Origin of the sequence: Rhodoblastus sp. (assembly GCF_041915505.1) — a bacterium.
Classification (GTDB): domain Bacteria; phylum Pseudomonadota; class Alphaproteobacteria; order Rhizobiales; family Beijerinckiaceae; genus Rhodoblastus.
Window position 1 is genome coordinate 1 of the sequence record NZ_JAYSBG010000027.1, and the last position, 19,913, is coordinate 19,913.

Annotated in this window: 18 protein-coding genes and 1 tRNA gene; 12 read left to right on the forward strand and 7 right to left on the reverse strand. The window is 62.5% G+C overall.

Going from position 1 to position 19,913, the window contains the following annotated elements; translation table 11 throughout:
• Window positions 1–136 precede the first annotated feature (136 nt).
• Window positions 137–221, forward strand: a tRNA-Leu gene (locus tag ACE3S9_RS03520).
• A 192-nt stretch (window positions 222–413) separates the two neighbouring features.
• Entirely contained in the window at window positions 414–1,631 is a 1,218-nt protein-coding gene (locus ACE3S9_RS03525; protein WP_374545045.1) for a tyrosine-type recombinase/integrase, read from the forward strand.
• Between the two features lie 78 nt (window positions 1,632–1,709).
• Here the strand turns inward: ACE3S9_RS03525 and ACE3S9_RS03530 are convergent, their stop codons facing one another.
• Together ACE3S9_RS03530 and traA are read right to left on the reverse strand one after the other, a co-directional pair.
• Window positions 1,710–1,943, reverse strand: coding sequence for a helix-turn-helix transcriptional regulator (locus ACE3S9_RS03530; protein ID WP_374545046.1), 234 nt, complete (start codon window positions 1,941–1,943; stop codon window positions 1,710–1,712).
• Window positions 1,944–2,072: 129 nt separating this feature from the next.
• Entirely contained in the window at window positions 2,073–5,048 is a 2,976-nt protein-coding gene (gene traA, locus ACE3S9_RS03535; protein ID WP_374545047.1) for a Ti-type conjugative transfer relaxase TraA, read from the reverse strand.
• 181 nt (window positions 5,049–5,229) lie between these two features.
• Here traA and ACE3S9_RS03540 point away from each other — a divergent pair, with 181 nt between their 5' ends.
• From ACE3S9_RS03540 to ACE3S9_RS03550, 3 genes are all read left to right on the forward strand, one after another.
• Window positions 5,230–5,556 carry a conjugal transfer protein TraD gene (locus ACE3S9_RS03540; RefSeq protein ID WP_374545062.1) on the forward strand — a complete coding sequence of 109 codons (327 nt, stop codon included), beginning with the start codon at window positions 5,230–5,232 and terminating at the stop codon, window positions 5,554–5,556.
• A gap of 1 nt (window position 5,557) precedes the next feature.
• Window positions 5,558–5,776, forward strand: coding sequence for a conjugal transfer protein TraD (locus ACE3S9_RS03545; protein WP_374545049.1), 219 nt, complete (start codon window positions 5,558–5,560; stop codon window positions 5,774–5,776).
• Between the two features lie 185 nt (window positions 5,777–5,961).
• Entirely contained in the window at window positions 5,962–7,617 is a 1,656-nt protein-coding gene (locus ACE3S9_RS03550) for a hypothetical protein (protein WP_374545050.1), read from the forward strand.
• A gap of 7 nt (window positions 7,618–7,624) precedes the next feature.
• Here the strand turns inward: ACE3S9_RS03550 and ACE3S9_RS03555 are convergent, their stop codons facing one another.
• Genes ACE3S9_RS03555 through ACE3S9_RS03570 form a run of 4 tightly spaced genes read right to left on the reverse strand, consistent with a single transcriptional unit; the run spans window position 7,625 to window position 12,536 of the window.
• Window positions 7,625–8,263, reverse strand: a complete 639-nt coding sequence (locus tag ACE3S9_RS03555; RefSeq protein ID WP_374545051.1) for a hypothetical protein — start codon at window positions 8,261–8,263, stop codon at window positions 7,625–7,627.
• 7 nt (window positions 8,264–8,270) lie between these two features.
• Window positions 8,271–9,677, reverse strand: a complete 1,407-nt coding sequence (locus tag ACE3S9_RS03560) for an ATP-binding protein (protein ID WP_374545052.1) — start codon at window positions 9,675–9,677, stop codon at window positions 8,271–8,273.
• 4 nt (window positions 9,678–9,681) lie between these two features.
• Complete coding sequence (locus ACE3S9_RS03565; protein WP_374545053.1) at window positions 9,682–12,174, reverse strand: Hsp70 family protein; 2,493 nt, start codon at window positions 12,172–12,174, stop codon at window positions 9,682–9,684.
• Complete coding sequence (locus tag ACE3S9_RS03570) at window positions 12,171–12,536, reverse strand: hypothetical protein (protein WP_374545054.1); 366 nt, start codon at window positions 12,534–12,536, stop codon at window positions 12,171–12,173. Before ACE3S9_RS03570 ends, ACE3S9_RS03565 begins: the two co-directional genes overlap by 4 nt.
• A gap of 1,491 nt (window positions 12,537–14,027) precedes the next feature.
• Here ACE3S9_RS03570 and ACE3S9_RS03575 point away from each other — a divergent pair.
• Entirely contained in the window at window positions 14,028–14,420 is a 393-nt protein-coding gene (locus ACE3S9_RS03575) for a DUF2513 domain-containing protein (RefSeq protein ID WP_374545055.1), read from the forward strand.
• 24 nt (window positions 14,421–14,444) lie between these two features.
• Here ACE3S9_RS03575 and ACE3S9_RS03580 read toward each other — a convergent pair whose 3' ends face one another.
• Complete coding sequence (locus tag ACE3S9_RS03580) at window positions 14,445–14,639, reverse strand: hypothetical protein (protein WP_374545056.1); 195 nt, start codon at window positions 14,637–14,639, stop codon at window positions 14,445–14,447.
• 190 nt (window positions 14,640–14,829) lie between these two features.
• Here ACE3S9_RS03580 and ACE3S9_RS03585 point away from each other — a divergent pair, with 190 nt between their 5' ends.
• From ACE3S9_RS03585 to ACE3S9_RS03610, 6 genes are all read left to right on the forward strand, one after another.
• Window positions 14,830–15,414, forward strand: a complete 585-nt coding sequence (locus tag ACE3S9_RS03585) for a cytochrome c oxidase subunit 3 family protein (RefSeq protein ID WP_374545063.1) — start codon at window positions 14,830–14,832, stop codon at window positions 15,412–15,414.
• Window positions 15,415–15,417: 3 nt separating this feature from the next.
• Window positions 15,418–15,711 (forward strand): hypothetical protein, encoded by a 294-nt coding sequence (locus ACE3S9_RS03590; RefSeq protein ID WP_374545057.1) that lies wholly within the window; start codon window positions 15,418–15,420, stop codon window positions 15,709–15,711.
• Between the two features lie 66 nt (window positions 15,712–15,777).
• Window positions 15,778–16,230 (forward strand): c-type cytochrome, encoded by a 453-nt coding sequence (locus tag ACE3S9_RS03595; protein WP_374545058.1) that lies wholly within the window; start codon window positions 15,778–15,780, stop codon window positions 16,228–16,230.
• A gap of 118 nt (window positions 16,231–16,348) precedes the next feature.
• Window positions 16,349–17,695 carry a cbb3-type cytochrome c oxidase subunit I gene (locus ACE3S9_RS03600; RefSeq protein WP_374545059.1) on the forward strand — a complete coding sequence of 449 codons (1,347 nt, stop codon included), beginning with the start codon at window positions 16,349–16,351 and terminating at the stop codon, window positions 17,693–17,695.
• Between the two features lie 11 nt (window positions 17,696–17,706).
• Window positions 17,707–18,522: a CbbQ/NirQ/NorQ/GpvN family protein gene (locus ACE3S9_RS03605; protein ID WP_374545060.1), complete on the forward strand. Its 816-nt coding sequence runs from the start codon at window positions 17,707–17,709 to the stop codon at window positions 18,520–18,522.
• Window positions 18,523–18,541: 19 nt separating this feature from the next.
• Window positions 18,542–19,913 (forward strand): nitric oxide reductase D protein (locus ACE3S9_RS03610; RefSeq protein WP_374545061.1); only part of this gene is annotated, 1,372 nt, incomplete at its 3' end.

A 19,913-nucleotide genomic window follows, 5' to 3' on the forward strand; every position in this document is an offset into this window, starting at 1 on the left:
TTTAGCACCTTCGCGCGGCGCGGGCCAAATCTTCGATAGGCTCGATCTGTTTAAAAGTGACGACGCGCGCCTCACAGCGATTGACGAGGCCAAGTTGCACGCTATGATCCGCGCCGCTTCGGGCCCCACGCCCGTGGCCCCTGTGGCGGAATTGGTAGACGCGCTCGACTCAAAATCGAGTTCCGCAAGGAGTGCTGGTTCGATCCCGGCCAGGGGCACCATCCATACGTTTCAGAAAATTTCATACCGTCTCAAACAGCTTGAAATATAACGCATTTCAAGCTGTTTTGCGTCTCTACACATCTCTCTCCGTCTCCCGGCAGCCAACAAAATTGTTGGTCTTTATGTTGGTTCGTGGCATTTTTGTTCGCGACTGAAACCAACAAAGACCAACAATTTCCCGCGAGGCCAGCATGCCGCTCTCTGACGCCGCGATCCGCGCCGCAAAGCCGAAGCAGAGTGGGAGGCTGACTCTTTCAGATGGCGGCGGCTTGCAATTATGGGTCACCGCGACCGGCTCAAAACTCTGGAACCTCGCCTACCGCTTCGGCGGGAAACAAACGCGCGCGGCCTTGGGAGCTTGGCCGGCTGTTAGCCTGAAAGAAGCCCGTCAGCTACGTGAGGAGGCCAAAACGCTTTTAGCAAAAGGCATTGATCCGGGCGAGCAGCGGAAGCAAGACAAGGTCCGCGAGGCTGTCGAACGGAATAACACCTTTGACGCTATCGCGGACGAGCTAATGGAAAAGAAGCGCCGCGAAGGCAAAACCGAAAAGACGCTTTACAAAAATAAATGGGCGCTTGGCTTCGCCAGCCAGTCGATTGGGTCGAAGCCAATCGCGTCGATAACCGCCCCCGAGGTGTTGGCGGCGCTTCGAACGGTAGAAGCAAGGGGGCACCACGAGACTGCGGTTCGACTGCGCGCTCTTATCGGACAGGTTTTCAGATACGGCATAGCGACCGGCCGTTGTGAAAACGATCCAACATTTGCGCTACGCGGAGCGTTGACCGCGCCGGTCACGAAACACCGGCCGGCAATCATCGAGCCTGTTGCGTTTGGCGGCTTGCTGCGGTCCATCGACGGGTACGCAGGCGATCCGACGACGCGCGTTGCCCTGCAATTGCTCACGCTCACGTTCGTCAGGCCGGGGGAACTGCGGAACGCTGAATGGTCCGAGTTCGATCTAAACGCCGCAGTTTGGTCGATCCCGCCTGGCCGGATGAAAATGCGGCGTCCACATCGCGTACCCCTCGCCCCGCAAGCGGTCAGTCTGTTGCGGGAATTGCACGCCATTTCCGGCCACCGCCGCCTTCTGTTTCCCGGACTGCGCTCGGTCGAGCGTCCGATTTCGGAAAACACGCTGAACGGCGCGCTGCGCCGGCTCGGATATTCCCAAGACCAGATGACTGCGCACGGCTTCCGAGCTGCTGCATCGTCTATGTTGAATGAAAGCCGCAAATGGAGCGGCGACGCCATCGAGCGACAGCTCGCCCACGCCGACCCTGACGAAGTGCGCCGGGCTTATGCGCGCGCCGATTTCTGGCCCGAGCGTATCGAGATGATGACGTGGTGGGCCGATCACGTCGACGGGCTCCGGCAGGGCGCTGAGGTTGTGCCGCTGCGGCGGGCGTGATCGATGCGAACGCGATTGACGTCCAATGGGTAGTTTCCGCGCACACGCCGTGGACGGGACACGATGCCGACCCCGCGCCTATCCGCCTAGCCGCCCTGGGTCATCGAGGCCGAAGCCGCCTCTCGGCCGCCACGCCACGGGGTCGGCGATCCATCGATCAAGGTCGGATTCCCTCCAGCCGGCGCCGTTGACGCTGATCCTGATCTGGGACGGGAACGTGCCCTCGGCGATCTTGCGGTAGATGGTGGACCGGGACAGGCCGGTCCGGGCGAGAACGGTTTTCAGGCGGACGATACGGTCTGGCGCCTGCATGGCTGCGCTGCCTCCTGCCGGTTGTTTCTGACGGCTTCCGGGACCAGACAGAGCAAGGATTTATTGCTGCGCAAGGGTTATTTAGGCGTCGTAGTGGCGTGGCGCGCGGGCGGCGGAAAATAGGCGGGGTCAAAGTCCGATGCCCCGGCCTCTGCCGAGGTCGAGGCCGTGGCTGAAGGCGAGCTCCAGCCCGAGGCGGCGGCCCGATTCGATCCCGATGCCGAGGTCTCGCTTGCGGTTGGCGAGGATCGATTCAAGCTGCGGATCGCGTTCGAGGCCCTTCGCCATATCGCCCATGACTGCCCGCGAAGCCTTGTAGCCGGACATATCGCCTTCCCTGTACTGGCGCTGGCTGGTCTGGCCGAGCTCCCGCCAGCGTTCCACGAAGCGGTCGGCGCGCCGCTGCGGATCGGCATTGAGTTCCCGAGCGCTGCGGATTTCGGTTTCAAGCTGGAGCGCGCGGACGGCGCGGGCGGGATTGCCCGAAGCGGCCTCCAGGGCGAGTTCCGGGTTCTTCTTGTAGGCGGCTTCGGCGTCGTGCGAGCCATAGGGCCGCACCTCCTCGAAGGCATTGCGGGCCTCCTGCAATTCCTTCACCTGCTCCGGTCTGGCCTTGCCGCCCCGCTCCTGCGTCTCGAAGATCGCATCCACGGCGCGGGCGTGGCGAACGAGCGCCTTGGTGCGGGCGCGGCGCAGCGCCGTTTCCGGGTCTTCCGCCGCCTTCCTTTCCGGCGTCGCTCGTTCCGGCCTCTGCCCGCCATCGGCGGGCAGGCGCAGCCCGTCGAACATGTCGCGTACTTTTTCCGGCACGATCTTGTGCACGATCTCGGCAAGGCGCTGGCGGAAGGTGATCCCGCGCTGTTCGGCATAGGCCTGCGCGGGGTCGATCTGTTCGTAATCCGACGCCATATCCTTGGCCCGGTCGCGCGACAGGGCGCCGGCAAGCCGATCCTGGCTGGCGAAGTCGTCATGGCCATAATGCAGGTCCACGCCGTCGCGGTGGCGCGACAGGGCGACATAGCTCGCATGGGCGTCCATGCCCGGCGTCGCCAGAACATGGGCGCGGCCCACGGTCAACCCTTGAGCCTTGTGGATGGTCGCGGCATAGCCGTGGTCGATGCGATCGTAATCCTTGAGGTCGAACGAGACGCTGCGCCCGTCGTCGACGCGCACGGACATGTTTCTTGCGCTGACCTCAACGACGGTCCCGAGCGTGCCGTTTTTCACGCCAAGCCCGCGCTCGTTTTGCAGGAACATGACGCGATCGCCGCTGGCGAAGCTGCGTTCGCCGCGTTCGACCGCCAGGCGCACGTCATCGCCCAGTTCGCCGGCGGCCCGCATTTTTTCGCGCGCGGCGTTGTTCAAGGCGCGCACCTCAGCATTGGTGTGGGTGAGGATGATGCGGCTGCGGTCGGGAAAATCCTGCCGGTCGCGGTCCCAGCGGTCGATGAGATTCTTTCGTGCCTCTCCGCGCGACGCGGCCTCGTGCACCATGCCGTGGCGGTCATAGGCATGGATCGCCTCGCCGGTCCGGCCGGCCGCCAGATCGCGCGTGGCGTCACGCTGCCAGTCCTCCTGCTGGCGGCGCACCTCGCCGATTTCCGCGCCGCCGTGGCGCTCAAAGATCGAGCGGAACGCGGCACCCGCTTCGATCGATTGCAACTGTTGCGGATCGCCGACCAGCACCACCTTGGCGCCGGCTTGCGCCGCATGGGACAGCACGCGCTCCAGCTGGCGCGTGCCGACCAAGCCCGCCTCGTCGATCACCAGAACATCGCGCTGGTTAAGCGCGTCGCGGCCCTGTCCCCAACCGTGCTCCAGGCTGGCGATGGTGCGCGATGATATGCCCGATCCGCTTTCGAGATTTTCGGCGGCGATGCCGGACAGCGCCACGCCCCGGACCTCGTAGCCCGCCGCTTCCCAGGCTTCCCGCGCCACGCCCAGCATCGCGCTCTTCCCCGTTCCGGCATAACCGACCACGACGCCGAGATCGCGCCCGTCCGTGACATGCGCCAGCGCCTCGGCCTGCTCTCCCGAAAGGACAAGACCGCGCGCTTCCGCGCGCGCCAGCGCCGCCTGCCTGTCGGCGTCATGTACGTCATGGCGTTCCCGTTCCGCCATAAGTTCGGCGGCGCGGCGCAGGCGCTGTTCGGCCTCGATCATCTCGCTTGTGGTGAAGCGGTCCTCGTCCCGTCCGTCCTTGCCCAATTCGACCAGATCGGGCGAATTGCGGATCGCGCTCATCACCACGTTGAACTGGTCCACGCCATCGCTGTGGCGGTGCGCGAACTTCGCCATGTCGCGCCGCGTGAAGGTCGACTGCTGGTGTGTGATCGCATCCAGCGCGATGGAAGGATCGGCGGCGATGCGCTCGCCATTGCCGCGCGCGATCTCGCGGTGCATTTCCGCGCGGTCGGCTTCAATCCCTTCGCCTTCGATGCCCCGATTTTCAATACCTTTGGCGGGCGCGCCGATCTGGCTTTGCGGCTCCAGCGCAACGCCCTGCGCTTCCAGGCAGCGATGGTCGATTCGGGCGTCGATGTCGAGTTCGGCCAGCCGCTCGTTGGCCAACTCCGCCCAGCGTTCGCGCCAACGCTCAACCATCTCGGTGCGGTTCCACTCCCGCACCTTTTGGCCGAAGCCGTGTTCGTCCCCGTTTGCGTTCACTTGGCGCATCGTCAGCATGACATGCGCGTGCGGCTTGGGCGTCCCGTTCTCGGCCATATCCCAATGCACGTTGAGATCGGCGATCATGCCCCGGTCGACGAATTCGCTAGCCACGAAGTCGCGGGCGAGTTCGATGCCTTGGGCCTGCGTCATCTCGCGCGGAAGGGCGAACTCGACCTCGCGCGCAAGCTGCGCGTCGCGCCTGACCTCGAAGGCTTCGACATCGTTCCACAGCCGTTCGCGGTCGCTCCACGCTTCGGGCGCGTTCTCCGGCAGCATGACCTCGGAATGGACGACGCCGCGCTTGGCCGAAAAATCGTGGCTGCGCTCAAGACGGTCGTCGCGCAGCCGCGAGGCCGAGCGGTAAGCGGCGGACGCCACCGCGCTGGAGCCAGCCTTGCGGCCAATGACCTTGACGTGAAGATGATAGATCGCCATCGCGATCGGATCATTTGCACGGCGAAGCGCACGTCGGAACGACGTATAAGCGCGCCCTCGAAATGAATTTCTCGGGACTGCCCGCGCCGTGCCAGCCCGTCTCGGCGACACTACAGCATTCGGCGACACGCTCAACTATCATCGCTCCATCGACAACTTGCGAAGACAATTGGAGACGACGTTGCGCAAACCACGGGACTATGACGCCGAACTGAAGGCGCTCGAAGACAAGGCCAAAGACATCAAGAGCCGCAAGGTGCAGCAGCTTGGCGAACTGGTGATCGCCACCGGAGCCGACGCGCTCAGCGCCGACGAACTGGCGGGCGCGCTGGTCGTGCTGGCCGAAACCAAGGATGCCGGAAAGAGGGAGGCATGGGCGAAGCGCGGAGCCGCGTTCTTTCAAAGCCGGGCGCGGCGATCTGCACCGGCTACTAACCGCGACAACGGCGGCGCTCAAACGCAACCTGGCGGCGCACAACCTGCATCAGGCGGCCTGGGCGCGGGATGACATGCGAACATGGCAAGTCGAGCGCCGCAAGCGCACGCGGCGCCTGATCGAACTCGGCGGCCTCGTCGTCCAGGCGGGTATCGTCGAGCTGACCGGCGACGACCGCGCCATGATCTTCGGCGCGTTGCTCTGGATGGCCGACAAGCTCCAAAGCGATCAGGGCGAGCACGCGCGAAGCCTGTGGGCCGCAAAGGGGAAGCAGGCGTTCGGGGATGACTGAAGCGGCGGTCGAATCACGCGCTCCCTTTGAAGGGTGTCGTGGTTACCATTATTCCGGCGATCTTGCCCGAGGCGGCCGCTCACGGCTCTTAAAAAAATACTTGAGTCGTAAAGATAAGGCATGCTTGACGGCAACGCTCAATCTGCGACGCTCGATTACACGACATAATTGATTGGACTGAGCCGATGGGCCTGATGGAAAGACCGATGAGCGAAGGCCGTGCGAATTCGTTTCACAGCAATCCCTTTTTCGTACTCGGCGCAACCACGAGGGACAGCCAAAGCCGGCTTGTCGAGTTGGCGGAAGAACGCGCGCTACTGCTCGACCCCGACGCCTGCCAGAAGGCTCGCGCCGACCTGGTAAGCCCAAGATCAAGGTTGCCGGCGGAACTGGCTTGGCTCCCCGGCGTCTCGCCCAGGCGGGCCGGGGAAACCGTCGAGAAGATCGGCAAGGTCGGGCGCGCCGAACTTCGCGAACTTCCTGCGCTTGCCCGAGCGAACGTCGTCGCCGCTCAGATGCAAGTTTCGCAGCCGAGCGCGAAGGATGCGCTTGGAGTGTTGGAGATGCTCCTGAGCGCCGCCGGCGATGTCGACGTCGACGAGGTCATGCGCGACGTGAACGAAGACCGCTCGGTTGCCGGAGTCCCCCCTCTGAAAGACACGGCGCAGCTCGAAGCGGAACTGGCCGCTCGCCGTCGCCATTTTCGCGACGCGTCGCGGGACTATCTCGACCGCCTCCCGAGCTCGGATCTCCTTCAGATCGTCGTCGAACTGGCCGCGAACGACACCGGGAACGGCGCCCGTTCCGCCTCCGCGCTGGCGCAGGACATAGCCGACGCGTTCGAGGCCGGCGCGCAGGGCTTCATGACCAAGGAGCGGGACAACATTGACGCTTTGATCGCTAGGATCAGATCGGAAGCCGACACGGCGAAGGCCAACGTGGCGGGGTCCGTGCAGAATCTCTGCGCGGCCCTGGCGAGCTGGAGCAAGGTCACAGGACCTTTGCAGTTGATCTGTCGAGCCAAGGGAATCGACCACACGCCGAGCCGCAATGTCGCCCGCGACGCCAGAAGCCTCGCCATCGACCTTTGGAACGAGCACACCCTCGCCTACGAAAGCGGCATGCTACTCCGTTGCCTTCGCAAGGAATTCGGCCTTCTGGCGGAGATATCGGAAAAGCTGGACGAGGACGCGAAGGCGCTCGAAGGCATCAACGCCGAGCGCGCGAAGGCGGAAACCGAAAGGCGCGATTACGAGAACTCGTTCGCTCTTGCCGTTGATTTCGGCGTCCTGAGGAAGGAACGGCTCAACATCACCATCTCGAAAGTGACTTGGAAGGGGCGCGACTTCGAGATGAACCGGATAAACCGCTTGCGTTGGGGCGGAGTCCGCAAATCAGTCAACGGAATCCACACCGGCACCACCTACCACGTGCATATGGGCACGCCGAACGACAACGTGATCCTTGACGTGAAGGACAACCAGATCTTCTCAGACGTCGTGGACCGCCTTTGGCGCGGCGCCGGGGTGCGCATGTCCACGGAATGGGCGCAAAAGCTGAAGAGCGGCAGCGCGATCTATTTCCCGAATCTGACAGTTTATGACCGCATGGTTGCGATCAAGCGTCACCACTTTTTCAAGGCTTCTGAGGATGTAATGCTCGACTGGAGCGAGATCAACATTTCAAATGAAGCCGGATGCTTTGTGATCAGCGCCAGAAACGGCCAGAAGGCGCGCGTCAGCCTCTCCTACCTCGAAGTCGACAACGTTCCGATATTGGAAAACATGATCAGGGCGCTTTTCAACACCGGCAAGGCCACCATGGGGAGCCTGCTCGACTGAAAAAGCCTCAGCGCCACGAAGCAAGGGTCGCTCTGGCGTCGCTCTGGATTTGGTACCTGCGAGAGTCGACCCATGTGCGAGCCGCCTGCATTTCAGACGTGCGGTACCTGTAACTCGCACAGCGAGAGTTGAAGTCGTCGACGTAGGAGTTGAACCTCGTGACGATCGAATGGCTGTTGTTGTCCGCAAGGGGCTGCATGGTCTCAAGCCGGATCTTCTCGGACAGGCAATAGCTGATTTGGTACTTGTTCAGGGTCAAATTCGAGCCCTGCGCCGGCATTTCCTCCTTCATTGTGTCCGTCGAGGGGGCGCTGTTCTGGTAGGAATAAGACTGCTGCGGCTGATAGCTGGGGGCTGCTTGATAGTTCGTTGCAGGTTGGTAGCTGGACGTGCTCCTGCTGCCCGAACCCTTGTTGTCGCCGAATATGGCGGTGAGAATGAAGAACCCGATCAGCCCAGTGAAGAAGATGGTCCTGAAGTTCCAAAAAGACGCCTTGTCGGCGCGCACTACGACCTCGGGGCTCGCCGCCGGCGGAGGTTCTGCGACCTTCTCGGCCCTCGGCGCTACGGCCGGCTTGGCCGCCGGCAATTCCGTGGCAAGAGAGGCCAGGCCGGCGAAACCCATTGGTTGGGATGATGCTGTCATGGGATCCTCAGATGAAACCTATGCGCCTGCTGTCCGAATCACCGGGGCGACTCTTGGCTGCCGAGAGCGCCGCCAGCAGGCTGTCCTGCGCGACCTTCGGCTGCCTCGCCTTTGCCGCGATCCGGCACCCTTCCCTAACGACGTAGGCAACGTCAGATAGCGGCCGTCCGGCCAGTTCCGCCGCCAGCGAGTCAACGTCGACATCGTCCGCCGTCGGAACTGGCTCCAGCAACGCGACGAGGAGCGCACGGACTTCCTGCTCGCTGGCGGGACCGACGTGCACGATGTGGTCGAAGCGCCCCCGTCTTCTGATCGCCGAATCGATCATCTCGATCTTGTTCGTCATGCCGATCACAAGGACTCTGGCGGCGACCGCCTCCGGAATTCGCCTCAAGAACTCCGCGACTTCCTCGACGCGGTGTGGACCGCCGACGCCGTCGCGCTCGGACAGGAACGCTTCCATCTCGTCGATGACGATGACCGAGGGGGCCGATTCCTTGGCCTGGCGGAACACATCCGCGACCTTACGGCTGGTCTCGTGAATGTAGGGGCTGGCGACGCTGCTGGCCTCGATCGAAAAACTCGGCCAGCCGAGGAACGCCACCAGTTTCTCGATCGCGAACGTCTTTCCGGTCCCGGGCGGCCCTTCGAGGATCATGGCGCCGGGGAAGGAAATTCCCAGCGCCGCGTACTGCTGGGGGTTCTCCACGATGTCCACGACGTGGTCATTGAAGAACGTTTCTAGCGACGGTCGCCCGGGCAAGGAGAAGCGACCCCTCGGCTCTGTTCGCGCCGACGAACCAGGAACGGACTGGGTCAATCCGTCTTGTGGCCCCAAGAACTCGGGCATGCGGAGGGAGCTTCCCATGCCTGCGGCGGCCAATATCTCGTTAAACTCGAAGGGTGACAGCCAGGAAAGGACGTTGGGCAGGATCTCGATTTTCGCCGCATCTACCTGCGGACCACCCGAAAGCCAGCCGCCGAGGACTAGGGAATCGTCTCCGGTCTCCAGGGAACTCCCGGTTGGAAGTAGTCTCGAAATTCGCTCGACATAAATGGCGCCGGCAAAGGAAGCGTCTCGGTCGAGCGCGCGGCTCGCGCTTAACGAGTGGGCAAAGGCGATCGCCTCCAGCTTGTTCTGCGGCGACGCGCAGGCGCCGATTCTTTCGAGGCGGTGGTTTGCTCCTCCCTCGATGACGACCAACTGACGATCGCCAAAAAGGACTTCGCCGAGATCTGAAGGCGCGACAAGTTTTCGATCCCGCCAGTCGGCGGCGAGCGCCGGCTCTGCCAGAAGGACCTTGCTACCCTCGCGGACGTCCCAGATCTGCCAGCCGTCCCCCTCCGCGGCGACCGCCGACAAGTGCGCGCCCTGCGAAAGTTCATAACCCCTTGGCAGCCATGCGTCGGACACGCGTTCAACCCCTGACAATGTTGGATTTCGCCAGGAAGTCGTCGGCTTCCGGCGTCTTAACGGCGTTGGCATGCATCTCCCCGACAACTTGGCGGAGCGCGTCGATGTCGTTCTCGTCGATGGCCTTGCGACCGCGCTCGACGAGATGGCGATGCAGGGCTGGTTCGGCGAACAGGTGCGAGTGCTCAACGAACCAGTTGAAGCAGTCCACGATGTACCAGTCCTGCCGGTAGAGAATTCCCTCGATCTTCCCTCGCAGGTGCATCAGGTGGGTCTCGAAATCCGGCCCCGGGTTGCTGATATCGCGCTCCGCAGTCTTGACCAAGGCTTCAAACGACGCTTCCTCGGATGGCTTGGCGGCCTTCCTGAAATGTTCGAAATGGGCGACGACTTGATCGAGCTCCATTCGCCGAATGACGCGGAAATTGCTCTTCCGTGCCTTGGCCAGAATTTCCTTGGCCCTTTGGACGTCGTCCATCGCCTGTTTGGTCGTCTCTGGATTGGTCTCGTTGGCCGCCAGATCCGACGCGCGATCAAGCTTCGCCCGAACTTCGGCGAGCGCCGGGTCGTCGACCTTTTGGGCCACGTCGGCAAGCTGCTGCTGGACGCGGCCCGCGTCCTCGCGGACGCGCAAGGCGGCGTTGGTGTAGTCGACCTCCGCTTCCCTCCTCGAATAGAAGTTGCGGTCGGACTTGAAGTTCGCGCCAATCATCGGGACCGACACTTCGAGGACGATGTTCCCCGAATCGGTCACCTCGAAGTCGCAGACGATGTCCGCGCCGGCGGGGATCACGCCGTCGATGAAATCGCTGCCGGTGACCTTGAACACGCCGATGAACCTGTTCTCGGAGACGGGATATTCGATGTCGCCCTCGTAAAGATTGAAGTTGAGGGAGGCAGACGAACCCGCGCGCACGGACTCGCCGGCCTTGTAGCGCTTCTGCCCGCGCGCAGGCAGCTGGTCCCCTTCGTTGACAAGGTAGTCCATGATTGTCGCGCTTCCGACGCTGTCGCGGGCTTCGATCGCGATCGAGTGCGACGCCGGGATCGCGTCAACCGTCGCGGCTGTCCTCGCGATCACAATCCGATCCTGCTCAAGCCGCACCGGACCGCCTTTCACGTCGAACACGAAAAGCTTGAACGCGTTGTCGCCCAGCTTGCTCAGTGGCACGTCGATCATCGTGGACTTGCTGAGGTCGACCTTGCCGGACGACCAGCCGCTTTCAAGGCTGTCGATCTGAAAGCTGAACCCTGGCGAGGTTCCGTCGGCCACCTTCAGCGCGATCTTCGCCTTGGCTTCAGGGGTGCGGGCGACGTAGTTGAGCGCCAACCCCAGCGTGCCGCCAGCCGAGACCGAACCCTTCGACGACTTTCTGGCGCGGTTCTGCGACTTCCAGTCGATGGATTCGGCGAAGACCGCCGCGCCTTCCGCCACAGCCGTCATCGGGTTCACGTCCATGGACGGCGAAATTCCAAGTTCGAAGGCGACCTTCTCGCGCAGCGGCTTGTACTGGCTCGGCCCGCCGACGAAGACGATCCGCTCGATGTCATGAGGCGAAAGTCCGGCCTTCTCGATCGCGTCCCGCGCCGCGGCGATGGACTCGGCGACCTTGTCGGCAATGAGTTCGTCGAGCTGCGCCCTCGTCACCGTGCAGTCGATGTAGATTTCCTCGCCGGAACCGTCCCTCGTCGCGAGTTCCGTCTCCGACGCCGAGATGATCGCTTCGTCGCGGGCGGAGAGTTCGATCTTCGCCTTCTCGGCGGCGAACTCAGCCATCCGCCGCAGCCGCCGGTACTCGGGGGCGGCGCTGAACCCCTCGGGCAGATCGAACTTCTTCGCGAGCCAAGGAACGACGATGTTGTCGACCAAGATACGGTCGAAGTCCCTGCCGCCGCACATCGGAATGCCGCCCTGGCCGAGCAGGCTCACCCGGCCGCCAATGCTCTGGGCGATCGCGATGTCGAGCGTGCCGCCGCCGATGTCGTAAACGAGGAAAATGCCGTCGCCCCGGCGCTTGCGCATGACGCTCATGACGGCGGCGACGGGTTCCTGCATGAGGGCGACGTTGCCAATGCCGGCGGAAAGGGCCGCCTGCATCGTCGCGTCCTTCTGCATCTGATTGAAAGCGGCCGGTACCGTGATGACGGTGCCGACATTGGGGTCGTTCCTTACCGCGTCCGGCAGATAGGCGAAGACGGTCTTCAGAATTTCCGCCGAGCACTGTTCGGGGGACATGGTCAAATTGACGGCCGGAAGATTTATGGGCGTCGACGTACCCATGAGCCGCTTGAACAACGTGGCAGCATTGCCGGGATCGCGCGCGGCGGAATTGTAGGCCCGCATTCCGACATAGCGGTTCCCCCTCTTGTCGACGAAGATCGCCGAGGGGGTCACGTCAGTCTGCTCAGGGCTCTTGTAGAGGGCGATTTCCTCCCCGTCGAACGAGCAGATCGCGCTGTTGGTCGTGCCGAGGTCGATGCCCACGTACGTTGTCATTGTTCAGCCTTCCTGAGCATCACCGTTCCAGCACGGAGCAGTCCGTTTTCGTTCATGACGATCGGTTCGATCATCTGGTCCACCACGACCCGGTCGTCCGGCCCGAAATCCCCTAGGTTGAGCGCGGTCGCCGCTGCCCCGGCGTCGAACGCCTGCCCCTCGATGCTCACGAGCCGCAGCCCCACCGTGTCGAGGCAATGCTCGATCTTGCGGACGAAGAAGCGGTGCTGATTGGTGAAGCGCGCGGCCTCGCCGGCGTCCAGCTTGGACAGCGCGCGCCCGAAGAGCTTTTGAAAGCGCCACCCTTCGACGGCGAGCTCAATGAGCGCAGCGGCTGTCAGTTCGGATTCGTTTGCGCTCATCGATACTTCACCATCGTTGGAGAGAAGGCGGCGGCGATTTGGGATGGAGACGAGAAAATTTCAGTCATCGTGAAACAAATGAATTTGGGTCAAAGCGCGGGCAGAGACTCATTCAGAGAATGGGTCATATGGCCCTGTTTATGGTCTCGCCCGTTTTTTGACGCCCGTCAACGTCGGCCTATGAAATCGCCGTAGCCCACCTGCAGAAATGCGCCATGCGACAGCGCCAGTCCGAGCAGAAACCCTGGCTTGTTCGCTAAATCGACGAATCGAGGGCTTGATCCGTTCGGGATTCGGCTCACCCGAACGCCGCCCGCCATGTCTCGGCCTCAAGCCGAACGGGCTCCATTTTCGGTGCTTGGAGCGTAGGCGCATCTTCTTTCCAACAACACGTTTCGCCCAAGGGGGCTTCCAATCGTTTTGCATACGGCGATATGATGTGAACCGCGTCTGCGCCTCAGAAAGTCGGCAGCCGCATTAAATTGTTGGTCTTTTTGATGGTCTTGCTGAAAATCGAATTAACAAAATGCGGGATAGATCATATTGTTATGCTAATGATTCGATGCCGGCCAGGGCACCACTGACCCATCTGCGCATGTCCGCTGTGGTCTGCAGCCATCTGAAAAATATAGATATTTTCTGAAAAAACCGTCCGGAGCTGTCCTTCCGGGTCCACGAAGGCGCGCTTGCAGCCGCCAAAATTGCGGGTAGATTTGCGAGCATACCCGCAATCAGGCGCAAGCCGATAGCTGCGCCGAAGGCCGATGCCGCGATGCTGATCAGGCTGAACGATGGTCGCAATGAGGGCAGGGTAGCGGACGCCTGACCTGCGCCGCGTTGCCCGTCGATAACGCGCGGATGAGCGCACCAAGATGACGACGGTCCCGGCGGACGGTCCCTTGACGTTCGCTACGGCCTGAGTGAGTGCCGGCAACGCGGCGGCGAAACCGGATAAGACTCGGCAGGCGCGCCGTATTAAGGGGCGTGTGTCGGGTGCGTCTGCGACAACAAATACATTGATCTGCAAATTGGAAGACAAGGTGTTTCAATGACCGATTCAATTACGGATTCCATGGAGCTATTTTCATATTTCATGCGGGCGCTGGTCGTCGTTGCGCTCGCGGGATACCCGATGTTTTTTAGAGGGGGCAATGCTGCGTTCAAGCGGCTTTATTTTCCGTCGTTTGTTATCGTTTGCGGCGGATTGTCCGCCATGGGCGCCTTATCGATTTTTCCTAAGTTGCCTGTAACCATAGTGGCCCCGTTCGGGCTCTTCGGCTATGCGTGTGTGCAAGCCACCAAATTTTGCGACCGTTGCGGGAGCGCAGTGCTTCCGAACGGGAGATTAAGACCCCGGACGAACTGTCCCAAATGCGGCGCGCCGTTGAAGTGAGTCGTTCTCTAAGCGCAATCGCGGGGTGATCGCCATTCAACCTCCAAAGACTCGCTGTTTTCAGCCATTCAGATGGCGAAATGGATAAAGGACTAAACATGAAACGCGACATGGACCTTATCCGCGAGCTGCTCTTGAAGCTTGAAGCTCTACCTATGAGGCCCGGTGGCGTCGTGACGATTAGCCCCGACGCCGAAGAAATCGCGGTCGCCGGTCATGACGTGGAGCAAATAGAATACCACCTATCGTTGATCCTTGAGGCTGGGCTGATCGAACAACTAGATGTCCATCCGATGTTCGGCATCTCGTTCCGCCGGCTTAGCTGGCAAGGTCATGATTTTCTCGATTCGGTTCGCGATCCGAGGATTTGGGAGAAGACGAAAAAAGGCGCCGAGGCTGCCGGCGGGTTCACTGTTGATCTTTTGAAGGACCTAGCCAAGGGGTTCATCAAGAAGCAGGTGGAGGAATATACGGGCGTGAAAATCGCCTAGCTCTCTCATCAGGCGTACTGGTGCTCACGCCGCCACATGCCTATTGCGCGTCTCCTGCTTTGCCTTCTGCTCTTGTTTGTATTCCTCGCTGTCTAATTCGTCTGTCACGTCGATTTGGCTCAGAAACTCGATCCCGTCCAAATTAAACAGCAAAACCTCGGTTTCTGCGCCATTGAAAACTCCTGCTACACGCTCTTTGGGAATCTCTGCCGTCAGCAATTAGGACGTGTCATCGGTGAACAGGCGGCGCCTGTTTGCAAACCACAGCGCTACACCTCGGTTCAAGGTCCACGAATCCCCCACAATTCAGAAAGTTCGGAAACGGCGCTCGAAATGCGCCGGTGGTTGTTCTTGGGCAAAGAGTTTTTCTCCGGCTCGTCGTTTTGCTGGGCGCAAGGAGCAAGACTTGATGACTCAGGTCGAATTGTCATCGCCATCGAGAGCCGAGTCCGACTGGGGGCCTTTGTCCGCTCTGCCGGGCAATCCGCTGATGTGGGTGCTGATCGCTTCCGAACTCGCGGTGTTCGGCGCGGCGCTGATCGGCTATGCGGGCGTTCGCGTCCGCGATCCGGTGGGTTTCGCGGCAGCGCAGGATCAGCTCGACCGGCTCGCCGGAACGATCAATACCGCGGCGCTGCTCACCAGCGGCCTGTTCGCGGCTCTGGCCAATCTCGCGCGTGAAGCCGGGCGTCGGGCCACGGCGCGTCTGTTCCTCGGTTGCGCGGCCGCTTTGGGCGTTCTGTTCCTCGTCGTCAAGGGCGTTGAATACAGCGCCGAATTGGCCGCCGGCAACGATCTCGATTCAAGCCCCTTCTTCACGCTCTATTTTCTGGTGACGGGCTTTCACGCGCTGCATGTCGTGCTCGGCCTCGTCATTCTCGCGCTCGTGGCGCGATTTGACACGCCGGAAAACATCGAGACCGGCACGGCCTTCTGGCACATGATCGATCTGGTCTGGATCGTCATTTTCCCCTGCTTCTACCTGTTGAGGTGACCGATGGCGAGCAAGGCTGGACCGCTTCTCTTTGCCTGGGCCGCGCTGATGGCGCTGTCGCTCGTCCTCGCCGTGGCCGGCGACGTCGGCCACGCCACCCGACTTGGCCCTTCCCGGCTTGGCGCCGCGATGTTGCTCGCGGTCGTCATCGCGGCCGCGACAAAGGCGCATTTGGTTCTGCGCTTCTATCTCGGCCTGGGCGCGGCGCCTGGCGCCCTTGCGGGCTTCACCAGCGCGGTCGTCGTCACGCTGGCGCTGGTGACCGCGTCCTTTCTCGCCTTCCCGACGCCGCGTTGACTTTCGTCAAGAAGCCCGGCCCGGCGCCGATTTAATGTGCAGCGACCAATTTCGCGGAGCGACAGAATGAGCGAAGTACTGACAAAATCAACGGCTCGAAACATATTCTACGGCGGAACGATCTTCTTCTTCGTGATCTTCGTTGGGCTGACGGTGCAAAGCCGCCACTATATCCTCACCAAGGGCACCGACCAGGAGCATCTCACCGATTCCGTCGAGCGCGGCAAAAGGGTCTGGGAGCGCAACGCCTGTTTCGACTGCCACACCATCCATGGCGAGGGCGCCCGTTTCGCGCCTGAGGTTGGCGATGTCTTCAAGCGCTGGGGCGGCGAAAAGGACCCGGCGAGCGCGCATCAGATGATCAAGGACTGGATGAAGTCCCAGCCTTCCGGCGCCGAGGGCCGCCGGCAGATGCCGAATTTCCATCTCACCGAAGCCGAACTCGACGATCTCGCCGATTTCCTGGCCTGGGTGAGCCGGACCAACACGCAGGGCTGGCCGCCCCGCAAAGCCAATTGAGTTCTGGGGCGCGGACATGCGTCCGCGCCATCCGGCGGCCTCGGCCGCCGCCGCGCCATGCAGCGCGGGTCGATCGCCTGACGGCCATTGACGTCGTTCCCAAATTGCGGAGGTATTGATGCGCTACCAATCTCAAAGCATCGCCATGACCTATTGGCTTGGCGCCCTGCTGATCTTCGCCGTCCAGGTCCTGTTCGGACTGATCGGCGGCCTCATCTATGTGCTGCCCAACCTGTTCCCGGTGGATCTGCTGCCGTTCAATGTCGTGCGCATGGTCCATACCAATGCGCTCGTGGTCTGGCTGCTGCTCGGCTTCTTCGGCTCGGCCTATTACCTGATCCCGGAGGAGGCCGAACGGGAGATCTATTCGGTCAAGCTCGCCTATGTGCAGTTCGCGATCTTCTTCCTCGGCGCTCTCTCGGCCGTGGCGGGTTATCTGTTCCTGCACAAATATGCGGGCGACGCGCGCTCCTATCTGGAGCAGCCGCTCTGGGTGAAGCTCGGCATCATCGTCGCCGCGCTGATCTTCCTGTTCAACGTCACGATGACGGTGCTGCAGGGACGCAAGACCGCGATCACCAACGTGCTGCTGCTCGGCCTGTGGGGCATTGCGATCTTCTTCCTGTTCTCGCTCTACAATCCCGCCAACATGTCCGAGGACAAGATGTTCTGGTGGTATGTCGTCCATCTCTGGGTGGAAGGCGTGTGGGAGCTGGTGATGGCCTCGGTGCTCGCCTTCCTGATGCTCAAAATGACCGGCGTGGACCGCGAAGTCATCGAGAAATGGCTCTATGTCATCGTCGCGACCGCGCTGTTCTCCGGCATTCTCGGCACGGGCCACCATTATTACTGGATCGGCGCGCCCGGCTATTGGCAGTGGATCGGCTCGATCTTCTCGTCGCTCGAAGTGGTGCCTTTCTTCGGCATGATGACCTTCACCTTCATGATGGTGTGGAAGGGCCGCCGCGACCATCCCAACAAGGCGGCGCTGGTCTGGTCGCTCGGCTGTTCGGTGCTGGCCTTCTTCGGCGCCGGCGTGTGGGGCTTCCTGCACACCCTGCATGGCGTGAACTTCTACACCCACGGCACGCAGGTCACGGCGGCGCACGGCCATCTCGCCTTCTATGGCGCCTATGTCTGCCTGAACCTGGCGATGATGACCTACGCCTTCCCGCTGCTGCGCAACCGCGCGCCTTATAACCAGGTGCTGAACATGGTCAGCTTCTGGGTCATTTCCTCGGGCGTGGTGTTCATGACCGTCACGCTGACCTTCGCGGGCGTCCTGCAGACGCATCTCGAACGCGTGATGGGCATGAGCTACATGGACGCGCAGGATCAGATCGGCCTGTTCTATGTCATGCGCTTCGGCGCGGGCGCGGTGACGGTCGTCGGCGTGCTGATGTTCATCTATTCGCTGCTGGTCGCGCGCGGCAATGGCGCCGGCCAGGCTGCGCCGGCTGAATGATGGAGGCTGAGATGAACCTTGCGGCGGTCGTCATGCGGAATGAAAGCCAGGCTGATCTTCCCTTCTATCAGCCGCAGGGCAATGAATGCGAATTGTTCGAGGCGGCGTTCCGGCGCCGCCTCCCGGTCCTCCTCAAGGGGCCGACAGGCTGTGGCAAGACCCGTTTCGTCGCCCATATGGCGGCGCGTCTCGGGCTGTCGCTCGACACCATCGCCTGTCACGACGATCTGACGGCGGCCGATCTCACTGGCCGCTATCTCATCAAGAACAATGAAACCGTCTGGACCGACGGGCCGCTGACCCGCGCGGTGCGGCGCGGCGGACTCTGCTATCTCGACGAAGTGGTCGAGGCGCGCAAGGACGTCACCGTCGTGCTGCATCCGCTCACCGACGACCGCCGCATCCTGCCGCTCGACCGCACCGGCGAGACGCTACACGCGCCCGACGATTTCATGCTGGTGATCTCCTACAATCCGGGCTACCAGTCCGTGCTCAAGACGCTGAAGCCCTCGACGCGGCAGCGCTTCGTCGCTCTGTCGTTCGATTATCCCGAGCCCGAGGCGGAAGCCGCCATTGTCGCGCGCGAAACCGGCGTCGCTCTGGAAACCGCGCGGACCTTGGTGCGGCTCGCCGGGCGTTTGCGCGAATTGAAGGGGCAGGATCTGGAAGAGGGCGCCTCGACCCGTCTGCTGGTCGCCTGCGCCAATCTGCTCGTCGCCGGCTTGAAGCGCGACGAAGCCATCGCCGCCGCGCTGATCGAGCCTTTGACCGACGACCCGGACGTGAAGGCGGGGCTGCTGGATCTGGTCCAGGTCACATTGGGCTGAGGAAAGATTGGGGCTGACCATGTCGCTTTGGGGCGCCCTCGTCGGGTCGAAATTCTGGGAGCCGGAAGAGGCTGTCGGCTCGCTCTGGAATCGCTTCGTCGACACGCTCGACGCCGCGCCGTCCTATCCGGAAGCGGCGGTGGCGCTGGCTTCGGTGAGGGGATCTCTGGGCGTCCTGTTTCGTGGATTGGGCGGCGAGCGCGGCGTCGAGATCAAGGCGGGCGCCGACGATCTGTCGCATCATCGGCGTTCGTGGCGGCGTCGGCTGGCGCGCGACCGCGAACGGGTCAAATGCGCGCGTTTCGACGGCTCGACGCTGTTCTTGCCCGAGCAGATCGATGAATTTGCCGATCCGGCCCTGAATCGCCAGCTCTATCTCTGGCTCGCGGCGCTGGCGGCGGCCGCGAAGCCGGGCGCCCCGGCGGACGACGATCCGTTGCGGCGCGATATTCTGCGTCTGCGGCGCGCGGATGCCGACGCCGAGGCGGCGGTCGAGCTTTATCCCGGCCTGCGCTCCATTCGCGCGGCCCTATATGCCGCGACGCTCGTCGCGCGTCCTGCCCGCCAGGGGCCGCCGCTTGAGGCGGAGATCGAGGATTGGATTCGGGCGCGGCTCGGCTGCGCGCCTGCGTACCGCGACACGACGCTGCAACGGGCTTTGGCCGGCGACAACGCGGCCCTGAACAGCCTGCGCGCGCCCGCCGACTATCGGACCTATCGTCCGATTTTGTTGTGGGGCGAACTTTCACCCGCTCCCGCCCCCGGCGGGCGGCGCCTCGGCGATGAACCGCATGAACCGGGCGCAGGCGCGGAGCAGGGCGCCGAAAAGACGCTCAAGGCCAAGCGGCGCAAGAGCGATCAGGCCGATCGCCGCGACAGCCTGATCCTGCATCGCTTCGAGGCGATCCTGTCCTTCGGCGATTTTCTCAATCTCAATCGCGACGTCGACGACGATGACGAAGATTCGGCGCGGAAGGCGGCGGCCGACGCCGATCAGATCGACCTCGCCCAGCATCACAAAAAGCCGCGCACAAGGCTGAAATTCGACCTCGACCTCGCGCCGGAGGACGGCGACCGCGAGAAACTCGCCGGCAAGTTCGTTTATCCGGAATGGGACTGGAAGCGGGCGACGCTGGTTCCCGAACAGGCGCGAGTGCTGGAGAGCGAGGCCCCGGAATCGCCTGATGGCCTCAAGCTTGACGCCGCCGCCCGGCGCCGCATTGAGGCGGTGCGCAAGAGGTTCGAGGCGCTGCGTCCGCGTCGGAAAATGCTGTCGCGGCAAGTCGAGGGCGGTGAGATCGACCTCGACGAATGCGTCCGCGCGCTGGCCGACCGGCGGGCTAATGGCGAAGCGAGCGACCGGCTCTACCGCGACGCGCGCAACGAGGAGC